General features: G+C 65.1%; 13 protein-coding genes. 11 read left to right on the forward strand and 2 right to left on the reverse strand.

Features of this window, described 5'->3' with window-relative positions; translation table 11 throughout:
• The first annotated feature begins 126 nt into the window (after positions 1-126).
• The 4 genes from QRN45_RS13570 (at position 127) to QRN45_RS13585 (ending at position 4,673) form a co-directional block, all read left to right on the forward strand.
• On the forward strand, positions 127-2,976 hold the full coding sequence (locus QRN45_RS13570; RefSeq protein ID WP_241708813.1) for an FtsK/SpoIIIE family DNA translocase: 2,850 nt from the start codon (positions 127-129) through the stop codon (positions 2,974-2,976).
• A 9-nt stretch (positions 2,977-2,985) separates the two neighbouring features.
• The gene (pgsA, locus tag QRN45_RS13575; protein ID WP_241708814.1) at positions 2,986-3,588 is read left to right on the forward strand and encodes a CDP-diacylglycerol--glycerol-3-phosphate 3-phosphatidyltransferase; all 603 of its coding nucleotides are present in this window, start codon (positions 2,986-2,988) and stop codon (positions 3,586-3,588) included.
• Positions 3,585-4,088: a CinA family protein gene (locus QRN45_RS13580; RefSeq protein WP_078105674.1), complete on the forward strand. Its 504-nt coding sequence runs from the start codon at positions 3,585-3,587 to the stop codon at positions 4,086-4,088. The genes pgsA and QRN45_RS13580 overlap by 4 nt, the downstream gene beginning before the upstream one ends.
• 132 nt (positions 4,089-4,220) lie before the next feature.
• The gene (locus QRN45_RS13585) at positions 4,221-4,673 is read left to right on the forward strand and encodes a helix-turn-helix domain-containing protein (RefSeq protein WP_078105673.1); all 453 of its coding nucleotides are present in this window, start codon (positions 4,221-4,223) and stop codon (positions 4,671-4,673) included.
• Positions 4,674-4,852: 179 nt separating this feature from the next.
• Here the strand turns inward: QRN45_RS13585 and QRN45_RS13590 are convergent, their stop codons facing one another.
• Positions 4,853-5,350, reverse strand: a complete 498-nt coding sequence (locus tag QRN45_RS13590; RefSeq protein ID WP_264637673.1) for a MarR family winged helix-turn-helix transcriptional regulator — start codon at positions 5,348-5,350, stop codon at positions 4,853-4,855.
• A 41-nt stretch (positions 5,351-5,391) separates the two neighbouring features.
• On the opposite strand from QRN45_RS13590, the gene QRN45_RS13595 reads away from it, so the two are divergent.
• From QRN45_RS13595 to dapF, 7 genes are all read left to right on the forward strand, one after another.
• Positions 5,392-5,631, forward strand: a complete 240-nt coding sequence (locus QRN45_RS13595; protein ID WP_241708817.1) for a DUF3046 domain-containing protein — start codon at positions 5,392-5,394, stop codon at positions 5,629-5,631.
• Between the two features lie 241 nt (positions 5,632-5,872).
• Positions 5,873-6,922: a recombinase RecA gene (gene recA / locus QRN45_RS13600; RefSeq protein ID WP_078105671.1), complete on the forward strand. Its 1,050-nt coding sequence runs from the start codon at positions 5,873-5,875 to the stop codon at positions 6,920-6,922.
• Between the two features lie 109 nt (positions 6,923-7,031).
• Positions 7,032-7,592, forward strand: coding sequence for a regulatory protein RecX (locus tag QRN45_RS13605; protein WP_502870717.1), 561 nt, complete (start codon positions 7,032-7,034; stop codon positions 7,590-7,592).
• A gap of 128 nt (positions 7,593-7,720) precedes the next feature.
• On the forward strand, positions 7,721-8,983 hold the full coding sequence (locus tag QRN45_RS13610) for an aggregation-promoting factor C-terminal-like domain-containing protein (RefSeq protein ID WP_241708818.1): 1,263 nt from the start codon (positions 7,721-7,723) through the stop codon (positions 8,981-8,983).
• A gap of 22 nt (positions 8,984-9,005) precedes the next feature.
• Entirely contained in the window at positions 9,006-10,586 is a 1,581-nt protein-coding gene (gene miaB, locus QRN45_RS13615) for a tRNA (N6-isopentenyl adenosine(37)-C2)-methylthiotransferase MiaB (RefSeq protein WP_284763700.1), read from the forward strand.
• 6 nt (positions 10,587-10,592) lie between these two features.
• Positions 10,593-11,534, forward strand: a complete 942-nt coding sequence (gene miaA, locus QRN45_RS13620; RefSeq protein WP_284763701.1) for a tRNA (adenosine(37)-N6)-dimethylallyltransferase MiaA — start codon at positions 10,593-10,595, stop codon at positions 11,532-11,534.
• A 31-nt stretch (positions 11,535-11,565) separates the two neighbouring features.
• Positions 11,566-12,534, forward strand: a complete 969-nt coding sequence (gene dapF, locus QRN45_RS13625; protein WP_241708823.1) for a diaminopimelate epimerase — start codon at positions 11,566-11,568, stop codon at positions 12,532-12,534.
• Here dapF and QRN45_RS13630 read toward each other — a convergent pair.
• Complete coding sequence (locus QRN45_RS13630) at positions 12,515-13,129, reverse strand: class I SAM-dependent methyltransferase (protein ID WP_284763703.1); 615 nt, start codon at positions 13,127-13,129, stop codon at positions 12,515-12,517. The two genes, dapF and QRN45_RS13630, sit on opposite strands and share 20 nt — an antisense overlap.
• Positions 13,130-13,298 lie beyond the last annotated feature (169 nt).

Genomic DNA, 13,298 nt, shown 5'->3' on the forward strand with positions numbered 1-13,298 from the left:
CTGTTCGTGTTTGGAGACCAGCCCGCCGTGAACCCGAGGTCCGCGAATGGTTCACAGGGGCAACATGGTTCCTCCGCGCCCCTGAAATCCGCGGTTTTCCGGACAGCTTGGGGTAGCGTGGCCGATATGGCGACTCGTACTACCTCCGCGCCTAGAGGCAGCTCCAATAGCAAATCCGGCGGCTCGGGCAGCGGCCGGACCCCGGCCAAGACCGGCAGGAGCGGCACAGGCGCGGCCCGCGGCAAGCAAGCCGCCGTCGTCGAACCCCAACAACCGTGGATCCTGCGTGCGCTTGCCGGTGTCTGGCTGGGAATCGGGCACGTGGTGGGTGCCGGCATCCGCCGGATCGGCCATGACGTCAGCGACCTCGATCCGGCCGACCGCCGGGACGGCGCCGCCCTCTTCAACCTCGTGCTCGGTGTCTTCATCGCAACCTTCGCCTGGTGGGGCTTCAAAGGCTGGTTCCCGGACGTTGTCTACAGCATCGTGAACGGAACCTTCGGCTGGGTATCCCTGCTTCTGCCGCTCATGCTTTTCGTCTGTGCCTTCCGGCTCTTCCGGCACCCGTGGGACAGCCGCGGCAACAACCGCGTGGGCATCGGCTTCCTGATCATGACGTTCGCCGGCACAGGCTTGGCCCACATCATCGGCGGCCAACCGACTGTCGCCGATGGATTCGAAGGCCTCCGGCGCGCGGGCGGAATGCTCGGCTTCCTCGCGGCGTCGCCCCTGGCCGCCATCCACCCAGCGGTACCCGTCATGGTCTACGGCGCCCTGGCGTTCGTGTCCCTCCTCATTGTGACGGCCACGCCCTTCGGCGCCATTCCCCGGCGTGTCCGCGGCGCCTACGAGCACCTCATGGGTGTCGACCTGGACGCCGACGCGCATCGCGGCGATTCCCATGACCGCAGCTACCTCTACGAAAACGACGCGGCCGCCGAACCGAAAAAGAAGCGCCGCAGGCGCCTCTTCGGCAAGGACCACGACGGCGACCCCACGCTGGAGGGCTATGTCGGCGACGAGGCCTTCGAACACGCAATCGTCGACGACGATGCCCCGCCCGCCAAGGGCGGACCGTCCGTCCCGCCCGGCGTGCGCAGGCCGACCCAGGCCGAAATCGCGGTCGAGAAGATCAAGGCCGCCCAGGGACTCGGAAGCGCGAAGGCGGTAGCAGACAACGCCACCGAAGCGATCCCCCTGGTTGCTCCGACCGCCGCGGTCCCCCCGGTCATTGTGCCTTCCGCGCCGATCAGTCCGCCGCCGCCCCCGACGCCGATCCCGCAGCGCACCGAACAACTGTCGCTCGCCGGCGACGTCACCTACACGCTGCCGTCCTCGGACAACCTGACGCCAGGCTCCATTCCGAAGGAGCGCACCGAAGCGAACGACGCCGTCGTGGCCGCACTGACGGACACGATGCAGCAGTTCAATGTGGACGCCACTGTCACCGGCTTCAGCCGCGGGCCTACCGTGACCCGCTACGAGATCGAACTTGCTCCCGGCACCAAGGTGGAGCGCGTCACGGCCTTGTCCAAGAACATCTCCTACGCCGTGGCATCGAGCGATGTCCGTATCCTCAGCCCGATCCCCGGCAAGTCGGCCATCGGCATCGAGATCCCCAACACGGACCGCGAAACCGTGTCCCTCGGCGATGTCCTGCGCAGCCAGAACGCTCGGCGGACAGACCACCCCATGGTGATGGGCGTCGGCAAGGACGTCGAGGGTGGCTATGTCGTCGCGAACCTCGCCAAGATGCCGCACTTGCTCGTGGCAGGTGCCACGGGTGCCGGTAAGTCGTCGTTCGTGAACTCCATGATCACGTCCATCCTGATGCGCGCCACACCCGATGAGGTCCGCATGGTCATGGTGGACCCCAAGCGAGTGGAACTGACAGCGTACGAGGGGGTTCCGCACCTCATCACCCCGATCATCACCAACCCCAAGAAAGCCGCCGAGGCGCTTCAGTGGGTTGTTCGTGAAATGGACGCCCGCTACGACGACCTCGCCAACTACGGCTTCAAGCACATCGACGACTTCAACAAGGCCGTCCGTGCCGGCAAGGTTGTGCCACCGGTCGACTCCAAGCGCATCATCAAGCCCTACCCGTACTTGCTGGTGATCGTGGACGAACTCGCCGACCTCATGATGGTGGCCCCGCGCGATGTCGAAGACTCGATTGTCCGGATCACCCAGCTCGCCCGTGCTGCCGGCATCCACTTGGTCCTCGCCACCCAACGTCCGTCCGTTGACGTCGTCACCGGCCTGATCAAGGCGAACGTCCCGTCGCGCATGGCGTTCGCCACGTCCTCCGTCACCGACTCCCGGGTGGTCCTGGACCAGCCCGGCGCGGAAAAGCTCATTGGCCAGGGTGACGCGCTTTTCCTGCCCATGGGGGCCTCGAAGGCGATGCGCGTGCAGGGCGCCTGGGTCACGGAGTCGGAAATCCACCGGGTGGTGGAGCACGTCAAGGGCCAGCTCAAGGCCGTCTACCGTGACGACGTCGCGCCCGAGGCGCAGAAGAAGCAGATCGACGACGACATCGGAGACGATCTCGAGGTCCTGCTGCAGGCCACGGAACTCGTGGTCACCACCCAGTTCGGCTCCACGTCGATGCTGCAGCGCAAGCTCCGGGTCGGCTTCGCCAAGGCCGGCCGCCTCATGGACCTGCTGGAGTCGCGCGGCGTCGTCGGTCCGTCGGAAGGTTCCAAGGCCCGCGATGTCCTGGTCAAGCCCGACGACCTCGCGCCCGTGCTGGCGGCCATGAAGGGGCAGGAGGCTCCTGTGACGCCCGACGCGCACACCGCGGCGCTGAGCGAGAACGCGAACGCGAACATCGCCGTCGGAGGCTACGCCGAAGACCTGGTTGCCGCCGACCTCGAACGCCGCAAGCATGTCACGGAGTACCACGACGGCGCAGACAGCTCCGATGACGAGGACGACGGCGGCGAGGACGCCTGGTCACTGACCGGACGGTAGCCTAGAGGGGTGACTACATCCGAGGGCAGCAAAGCCGGTTCCAGCAGCTCCGATATCTGGAACCTGCCCAACATCCTGACGATGCTCCGGATTGTCCTGGTCCCCTTCTTCGTGTGGTTCCTCCTGGAGGACAACAGCCAGCATGGCGTCTGGCGCTGGGCCGCCGTCGTGGCTTTCGCCGTGGCGATCTATACGGACAAGCTCGACGGCGACATCGCCCGGAGCCGCAACCTCGTCACCAACTTCGGCAAGATCGCGGACCCCATTGCCGACAAGCTGCTGATTGGATCGGCTCTTGTCCTCCTGTCGGCGCTGGGGGAGCTGCCCTGGTGGATCACGATCCTCATCCTCGTGCGCGAGTGGGGAATCACCGCCCTGCGCTTCTTTGTCATCCGCTACGGGGTGATGCCGGCCTCGCGTGGCGGCAAGCTCAAGACAGTCGTCCAGACTGTCGCGATCTTCCTCTACATCCTTCCGCTGAATTCGTTCGCGCCGTGGCTGGTCAGCGTTGCCTTCTGGGTCATGATCGTCGCCCTCGCCATCACGGTGTGGACCGGCGTCGAATACGTGATCGAAGCAGCAAAGCTTCGCGCCGCCGGCAAGCGCGCATGAGCACCACCGCTGATGCGACGGCCGCGTCCGCTGTCGCCCTCGCCATCGAGCGGGGCGTCACCGTGGCTACCGCTGAATCGTTGACGGCGGGCCTGGTCGCAGCCACCCTCGCTGATACTCCCGGTGCGTCGGGCATGCTCCAGGGCGGGGTGGTCGCTTACCAGAATGCGGTCAAGGCCGGAATCCTGGGGGTGTCCGAGGAACTGCTGTCCGCCGTCGGATCCGTCGACGCCGAGGTTGCCGCGGCAATGGCTGCCGGCGCCAGGCAAGCCTGCGGGGCCGACGTCGGGGTCTCCACTACGGGGGTTGCGGGGCCTTTGCCGCACGACGGGAAGCCGGTCGGCACTGTCTTTATTGGCGTCGCGACGTCCGGCGGAGCCGTGGCGCATGCCTACTCCTTTCGAGGAGATCGGCCGGGAATCCGTGCGCAGGCAACCGCGGCTGCACTGGAGCGCTTGGTGGAGTGCCTTGTCCATGTCGACCTACCGCACGTAAAGTAGCCGGGAACAAAAACAGCGGCCCAATAGTTGTTACATTGTGTCGCCTCGGAATGGCCGGGGCGCCTAGGATGTAGAAAACAACCGGTGCACCTTCAAGGTGAACCGGACTCACGAGGGAGCAAGGCGATACAGATGGTTAAGCAGCCCGTATCCGTAAACGGCGTTGTCCGCTGGAAGGATGTGGGCTTGGCCGAGAAGGCACCGAGCGAACAGAAGGAGCGCAAAATGGTTGTACTGCGTCACGAAATTGGTGATGTCCTGCGCGATGTCCGCCAGCGCCAGGGCCGTACGCTCCGCGAAGTCTCGCACAGCGCCCGCGTTTCCCTTGGCTACCTGAGCGAAGTTGAGCGCGGCCAGAAGGAAGCATCCTCAGAGCTGCTGTCCTCGATCTGCTCGGCGCTGGACGTTCCGTTGTCCGGAATGCTCCGCGAGGTCAGCGACCGGGTGGCCGTCGCCGAAGGCGTCGCCGTGCCGGACACCGTCCCGCAGGAATTCGCCCAGCGCTACGGTCGAGATCTCGACCGCGAGCTCAGTGCCGAACTGAACGACGATTTCACGCAGGGCATGCTCTCCGGAGCCCGCTAGGCCGAGCCACCTCCGGTACATGGTTACCGGAGCGGCGATCCGGCACGTTCTTGACCTATTGGTCGGGATCCTCTGCGGTCCAGCGCCGGCAAATACTTGAAGTAGAGAAGGAGGACCTCCGTTGGAGGTCCTCCTTCTCTGGTCAATCCGGCTTCGTTGGTCCCTGCGGCTTGGTGCGGTCAGTCCTTGCCGATTCCTTCGCCGTACGCAGCATTGAGCCGTTCAATGTAGTCCGCCAGAGTCTGGATTTCTTCCAGCGGCCACTCGCCCAGCCGTTCCCGGAAGACCTGCCGGCGCGCGTCCTGCACCTGATGCATCTTTTCTTCGCCCTTGGGGGTGAGCCGGATCGACTGTGCGCGGCCGTCCTGGGGGTCGGCCTCTTTGTAGACCATGCCGATGCTCTCAAGGAACGCGATCTGGCGGCTTACCGACGGCTTTCCGACGCCGATGCATGAGGCGAGCTCCGTCAGGCGAATGGGGCCCTCTTTCCGAATGATCGTCAGCAGTCCGTAAGCGGCTGGCTCCATGTCGGGATGGACCTGGCGTGATAACTGGTGGGAAAGCGATCGTGCGCGGCGCCAGAACATGCTCAGCTGGTGTTCCACCTGCTGGAGGGCGGCGTCGACGTTGTCGCCGGACTCCACCATCTCTGGTGCGTCGTCGGGAGTGTTGCTCATGACAACCATTCTAGAGTCCGCTCCCATGAGAGACTCTATTGGTGCGGATCAGTGACTTCTGGCGGCTAATGGACGATGAATTCGGGGCTGGCTACTCCCGGGTCCTCAGCAGCTCCCTTGTATTGGCCGGCGTCGGCGGCCGTACGGCAGACGACGCCTTGGCAGCGGGCTACAGCCCCCGCGACGTCTGGCTTGCCCTGTGCGACGTCCAGGACGTTCCCCCGGAGCGACGGCTCGGCAGGGACGTCAAGCCCGCCGACAAAAGTTCCCGGACGTTCTGAGTTCCGCTTCCTGACCGGACACGCCCGCACATTTGTTCGAATATCTGTTCGGATGAGGCTATGCTCCTATCAGAGGAAAATTGGTCCTGGCGGAGCGGTTTCCGTGTCATTCGAAGCCCGTAGTTGTCCACATAGACGAAGTCGCACGCAAAATTGTCAGCGGCTCGTACTAGCGTCGGATGAGACAGGAAAGCGGCCGTTCAGGCCAGTCCACAGCGAGAAAGCATCAGAGGTGTGAACCATGGCGGCAAACCAGGATCGTGAGAAGGCGCTCGAGGCAGCGCTTGCCCAGATCGACAAGCAATTCGGCAAGGGCTCCATCATGCGCTTGGGCGACGATATCCGTGCGCCCATCGAAGTCATTCCCACCGGTTCCATCGCCCTGGACGTCGCCCTCGGGATTGGCGGCCTGCCGCGCGGGCGCATCGTGGAGATCTACGGCCCGGAATCCTCGGGTAAGACCACCGTAGCGCTTCACGCCGTAGCCAATGCCCAGCGCCAGGGCGGCATCGCTGCCTTCATCGACGCCGAGCACGCCCTCGATCCCGAGTACGCGGCAAAGCTGGGTGTCGACACCGACGCGCTGCTGGTTTCGCAGCCGGACACAGGCGAGCAGGCGTTGGAAATCATGGACATGCTGATCGGCTCCGGCTCCTTGGATATCGTCGTGATTGACTCCGTGGCTGCGTTGGTTCCCCGTGCTGAAATCGAAGGCGAAATGGGTGACTCCCACGTCGGCCTCCAGGCCCGCCTCATGAGCCAGGCCCTGCGCAAGATCACCGGCCGGCTGAGCCAGACCAAGACCACCGCCATCTTCATCAACCAGCTCCGTGAGAAGATCGGCGTTTTCTTCGGTTCGCCTGAGACCACCACCGGTGGTAAGGCACTGAAGTTCTACGCTTCCATCCGCATTGACGTGCGCCGCATCCAGACGTTGAAGGAAGGTGCGGACTCGGTAGGCAACCGCACCAAGGCCAAGATCGTCAAGAACAAGATGGCGCCCCCGTTCAAGATCGCCGAATTCGACATCATCTACGGCCAGGGCATTTCCCGTGAGGGCGGGATCATCGATATGGGCGTCGAGCACGGCATCATCAAGAAGTCCGGTTCATGGTTCACCTACGACGGTGACCAGCTGGGGCAGGGCATGGAGAACTCCCGCCGCTTCCTGCGCGACAACCCGGAGCTGGCAGCGGACCTCGAGCGGCTGATCAAGGAAAAGCTTGGCGTCGGAGTAGTCAAGCCTGCCGAAGCCGACAAATCGCCGAAGCTGAAGGCCGTTGACGGCTAAGCGCGGCGGTCGCTCCCGGTCCTCGGGTTCGTTTGGTTCTTCGGGTTCCAAGCCGACGTCGGAATCCGGACGGGGCGCCCGGTCCTGGGGTCCCTCTGCGGATTCGTCCGTGGCCGCGGACCCTGAGGCCAATCCGGAATCAGTGGCGCGGGCCATTGTGCTCCGCCAACTGACCAACTCGCCCAAGAGCAGGCTTCAGCTGGCACGCAAGCTGGCTGAGCGGAACGTGCCGGAAGATGTGGCCGAAGCCGTCTTGGACCGCTTCGAGGAAGTCCGGCTCATCGATGACGCCGAGTTCGCGGAGATGTGGGTCCGAAGCCGTGCCCAGTCGAGGAAACTCGCCCGGGGTGCCTTGAGACGCGAATTGGCGGACAAAGGCATCGACGCTGAAACGGCGGAGAAGGCCCTCGCGCAAGTGAGCGATGACGACGAAACAAACGCTGCAAGGGACTTGGTCGCCCGCCGTTTGCGGGCCGGCGCCGACCTCTCCGACAGGACCGAACGAGACAAGCAGACCCGGCGGCTCGCCTCGATGCTTGCCCGCAAGGGCTACCAGCCATCGGCGGCATTCCGGATTGTCGGCGAAGTCCTGGACGAAACCTTGGCGGGCGAGTCGGAGTCCCGCAAGGCCGGCGCATACGGCGGTCCTGGAGGAGACGACATCGGCTAGACGGGGCGGCCGGGAAACTGAGAGCTGCCTGTGAGTATTGTCCCGTGCGGCGGGGTTGGTCGGGTTCTTGGTGGTGGTCGGCTAAGGTTCTGGACTAGTGTTCCGAGTCGGAAAGCAGGTCAGATCCAATGAATCCGTTGTCGTTACGGCTTTCGGCAATCATTGTGCCCTTGCTTGTCGCGTCGCTTCTCCAAGCCGGCCCGGCTTCGGCGGACGACGATGCGCCGCCGTCGGGCTATCCCAGTTGGGCAGAAGTGCAACAGGCCCAAGGAAATGAAGCAGCCGCAAGCGCCGAAGTGGACCGGATCAACCAGTTGTTGGCCGGCCTTCAGCAGAAGTCAGGCGAGCTTGGCGCAGCCGCCATCAAAGCGGGAACCGAGTACGCGAAGGCCCATGACGCCCTGCAGCGCCAGCAAGCTGTGACCCAGAAACTGGCTGAGGCATCGCAGCAGGCCAAGGCAAAAGCGGATTCGCTGAAGAAGGCCACGTCGTCCCTGGTCGTCAAGGCATACGAGTCCGGCGGGTTCGATCCCGGGCCCTGGTCCGTCGCGAATGCCGCCATCGCGCCTGACAACATTCAAAGTTATGCCTTGCTGAACAGGGTTCTCGATCGCACGTCGAAGCTGCACGATGACGCCCTCAGTGCGTCCCGGGCGTCAGCCGCCGCAACCGCCCAGGAACAAGCTGCGCGCGATGTCCTGGCCCAACTGGACAGTGACGCTGCGGCAAAGGCCCAAGCTGCAGAGTCTGCCAGGCGCGCGGCCGAGGACAGCGTCGCCGCCACGGACGGCCAGCGGAAGACCATGGTCGCCCAGCTCGCGTCCTTGACTTCTACCTCGGCCGCAGTGGCACAGAAGTACCAGGAAGGACAAGTAGCGCTTGCCGCCTATCAGGCGGCCCAGGAAGCCAAGCGGGAGGCGGCGCAGCGCCAAGCGGAAGCCGACGCCCAGGCAGCGGCCAACCAGCGGGCGCAGCAGGCAGCTGCAGCCGCCAGCAACCAGCAAGCCGCACCGCCGCCCGTCAGCAGCGGAGGAGGCGGCGGCTTCGGTGGTGGCGGAGGTGGTGGCGGGGGAAGCGTCGTCGACGACCCCGCAGGTGCGCGGCAATATGCGTCGTCCCGCCTCGGCGCCTTCGGCTGGGGGCAGGACCAAATGCAGTGTCTGTCACTGCTGTGGAACCAGGAATCAAGCTGGATGACGGATGCCACGAATCCCAGCAGCGGGGCCTACGGTGTTGCGCAGGCGCTCCCGCCGGACAAGTACTATTCCGCGGGCAGCGACTGGCTCAGCAACTACCGGACCCAGATCGATTGGGGCCTTGGCTATATCCGTGACCGTTACGGTTCCCCTTGCAACGCCTGGCAGCATGAGATGGGCTTCAACTGGTACTAGTCAGAGGGGCTACCCTAGATTGGTGAGTTCCCCTTCCGCAGCACCAGCACCAGCCACCCTTCAGCAGCCCACACCGGCCCCGGTCAGCGATACGGCACCAGACCATGGGGCGAAGCGCACCTACCAGGTCCGCACCTTCGGTTGCCAAATGAACGTCCATGACTCCGAGCGCATGGCAGGGCTCCTGGAGGACGCAGGATACGTGCCGTTCGATGGCGGCGTCGCCGACGTCGTGGTCTTCAATACCTGCGCCGTGCGTGAGAACGCCGACAACAAGCTGTACGGCAACCTCGGGGAACTCAAGCAAGTCAAGGCAGCCCATCCGGGAATGCAGATCGCCGTGGGCGGATGCCTGGCGCAAAAGGACCGCGAAACCATCGTGCGCAAGGCGCCATGGGTGGATGCGGTGTTCGGCACCCACAACGTGGGGGCGCTGCCCGCGCTGCTGGACCGGGCCCGCCACAACAATGAGGCGCAGCTCGAAATCCTGGAATCGCTGGACGTGTTCCCGTCGACCCTGCCGACCAAGCGCGACTCCGTGTACTCGGGCTGGGTTTCCATCTCCGTCGGTTGCAACAACACCTGCACCTTCTGCATCGTGCCGTCGCTCCGCGGCAAGGAGAAGGACCGCCGTCCCGGAGAGATCCTCGCCGAAATCCAGGCGCTGGTGGACGATGGCGCCGTCGAAGTCACCCTGCTCGGCCAGAACGTGAATTCCTACGGCGTGGAGTTCGGGGACCGCCTGGCGTTCTCCAAGCTGCTCCGCGCCTGCGGTGACATCCCCGGTCTCGAGCGTGTCCGCTTCACCAGCCCGCACCCGGCTGCATTCACCGACGACGTCATCGACGCGATGGCCGAGACGGCCAATGTCATGCCGCAGTTGCACATGCCCCTCCAGTCCGGCTCGGACAAGGTACTCAAGGACATGCGCCGCTCGTACCGTTCCACGAAGTTCCTGGGCATCCTGGACAAAGTCCGCGACAGGATTCCCCACGCCGCGATCACCACCGATATCATCGTGGGTTTCCCCGGCGAGACGGAAGAGGACTTCCAAGCAACGCTCGACGTCGTCGAGAAGTCGCGCTTCGCCTCGGCGTTCACCTTCCAGTACTCCAAGCGCCCGGGCACCCCGGCAGCGGACCTTCCGGAACAGCTGCCCAAAGCGGTCGTCCAGGAACGCTACGAGCGGCTGACCGCCCTCCAGGACCGCATCGCGGCCGAGGAGAACGCGAAACAGCTTGGACGCCGGGTTGAACTGCTTGTCACCGCCCAGTCCGGCCGCAAGGCAGAAGAAACGCATCGCCTGTCCGGTCGTTCCCAGGACCAGCGTTTGGTCCACTTCTCCGTGCCCGAAGGCGCAGAGGCCCCGCGGCCCGGCGACTTCGTCACCGTGACGATCACCGAGGCCGCTGCCTTCCACCTCGTCTCCGATCCGGCGACGACGGCGGACTACAGCCTGCGGCGCTCCCGGGCCGGTGACGCGTGGGACCGCTCCCAGGCCGATTCCTGCGGCGCTCCGGCACCGAGTGGCGCAGGCGCCGCGTCCGGCGGCCTCAAAGCCGTCTCCCTCGGTATGCCGTCGCTCCCCGTACGACGCGGCTAGCCCGGCATGGCAGCAGTACCGGCCGGATCAGCTGATCCGCATCCGCCCGTGATCGCCGTCGTCGGCCCCACTGGTTCCGGCAAATCCGATCTCGCCGTCAACCTCGCCCTCGCGATGGACGGCGAGGTCATCAACGCCGATGCCATGCAGTTCTACCGTGGCATGGACATCGGCACGGCCAAGATCAGCGTCGCCGAACGCAGGGGAGTGACCCACCACCTCCTGGACAACATGGATGTCACCGAAGAAGCCAGCGTCTCGGCTTTCCAAACCGACTGCCGGGCCGCCATCCGTGATATCCAAAGCCGCGGCAAGCGGGCCATCCTGGTGGGCGGCTCCGGCCTCTACGTCCGGGCGGCGTTGGATGTCCTGGAATTTCCCGGGACGGACCCTGGTGTACGGCAACGGCTGGAGCTGGAGCACGAAACCTCCGGTCTTGCAGGCCTCCAGGAACGGCTGCAACTTGTCGACCCAGTTTCCGCGGGACGGCTCGGCGACGCGCGCCGGATCATCCGCGCGCTGGAAGTCTTCGAGCTCACCGGGCGCCCGTTCAGCTCCTTCATGCCGCAGCGCGAGTACTTCCAGCCGGCCGTGCAGATAGGGCTCGACGTCGACCGGCCAGTGCTGCGCGAGCGTTTGGCCGAGCGCGTGCTGAGGATGGTGGACGCTGGACTCCTTGAAGAGGTCGCGCGGCTCGACGCCGCCGGACTGCGACAAGGCAAGACGGCATCGAGGGCGCTCGGATACGCCCAGTTCCTGAAGGTCCTCGACGGCGAATCCGATACGGCGGCAGCGGCCGAAGAAACCATCGTGGCCACCCGGCAATTCGCCCGGCGCCAGCTCACCTGGTTCCGGGCCGACCCCCGGATCCACTGGCTTGGCTGGCAGGATCCGGATTTGGTGGCCAAAGCGACAGAAATCTGCGCAAGCCACGTGTCAGTGATTTAGGCGGGCCCCCTCGGGCAGGTAGCCTTGAGCCATGGATGAAACCCTTGCATTTTCCGCCCCGCAGCCTGCCGCTGCCGGCGGTTCGGTACCCGCCTCCGGACTTCACGGACTGGCCTTCTCCAAGGGACACGGTACGGGCAACGACTTCGTCCTCGTCGCAGACCCCGATGACGCGCACCAGATCTCACCGGAGCAAGTCGCGGCGCTCTGTGACCGCCACCTGGGCATCGGAGGGGACGGGCTCATCCGGGCTGTCCCTTCACGGTACCTGCCCGAAGGCCTCCAGCTCCTCGAAGCGGACTCCGATGCCGAGTGGTTCATGGACTACCGCAATGGAGACGGTTCGCTGTCCGAAATGTGCGGCAACGGCGTCCGGGTGTTCGTCGAATTCCTCATCGAGCAGGGCCTTGTCACGCTCAACGCCGGTGAATCCCTGACCATCGGGACGCGCGGCGGCATCAAGAAGATTGTCCGGACCACTGAGGGCTATGCGGTGGACATGGGCCCGTGGGAATTCATTTTCCCCAAGGACGCCACGAGCAAGGCCATGGACTCCCTCGTCAGCGCCGACGGACTGGAAGTCGCCCGGCCCGCCCTTTCCATCAGCATGGGCAACCCGCACACCGTGGTGGCATTGGCCGAACTCTCGGAGCTCAAATCCACGCAGCTCTTCAAGGCGCCTGTCGTGGATCCCAAGCCGGCCAACGGCACCAATGTCGAATTCGTGGTTCCCGCGGAGCCCCTCGTTCACGAAGGAGTCGGCAACATCACCATGCGGGTCCACGAACGCGGCGTGGGTGAGACCCAATCGTGCGGCACCGGCGCCTGCGCGGCCGCCGTCGCCATCCGCCACTGGGCAGGGGAAGGCGCCCCGGACACGTGGCGCGTCAAGGTGCCGGGCGGCGTCGTCGGGGTGCGGTTCTTCCCGGGCGAAAGCGGCCGTGAACATGTGGAGCTGAGCGGGCCCGCCGTGATTGTCGCTAGCGGGACGCTTTCCTGATCCGCAGGACGCGGAAGGATTTCGAGGTGCTTTCCCGGGATACCGAGAAGGAACCGTCGAGGGTATCGGCCAGCCAGCGCTGAAGCGAGTCCGCCCCGAGGTTTTTCTGCACCACAAGCCAGGCGGTTCCACCCGGCGCGAGCCGTGGCAGCCACGTGAGCAGCAGCTCGTGGAGTCCATCCTTGCCGATGCGGATGGGCGGGTTGGACCAGATGGTGTCGAACATCACGTCAGGGTCGACGTCGTCGGGCAGGCTCGCGCTGACATTCCCAAGTTCCAGCAGGGCGGCGTTCTCGTTCGTCAAGGTGACGCAGCGCTCGTTGACATCAACGGCGTAGACGCGCGCATGCGGCGCCATGAGCCCCATCGTCAGGGCAATGGGACCCCAGCCGCAGCCGATGTCCAGCAGATTTCCCTGCGGGGCGGGCGCCGGAACCTCGGAGAGCAGGATCGCAGTTCCCTTGTCGATCCCGTCGGGGCTGAAAATGCCGCCCGATGTCTGGAGCGGGCGGGTCGCGCCGGCCAGTTCCACCGTGAGGGGCTTGCGGGTGAACGGCCCCGCGGGCTGTGCGCTGAAATAGTGAGCAGACTCCATAGCTTGCCAGATTAGTGGCCAGCAGCGGGCAAGGGAAACCGCGCGTCGCCCCGGGCCGGCCCAACCCGTGCTTGACGCGGTCTGATAGTCTGGTGCGCATGTTCCTGATCTTTGAGTAGCCGGCACCGCCCGCGACGCAGGCCTGCATCATGTGCAGCGCCATTCCGCC

This window comes from Arthrobacter sp. efr-133-R2A-63 (genome assembly GCF_030209795.1).
Lineage (GTDB): Bacteria > Actinomycetota > Actinomycetes > Actinomycetales > Micrococcaceae > Arthrobacter > Arthrobacter bambusae_A.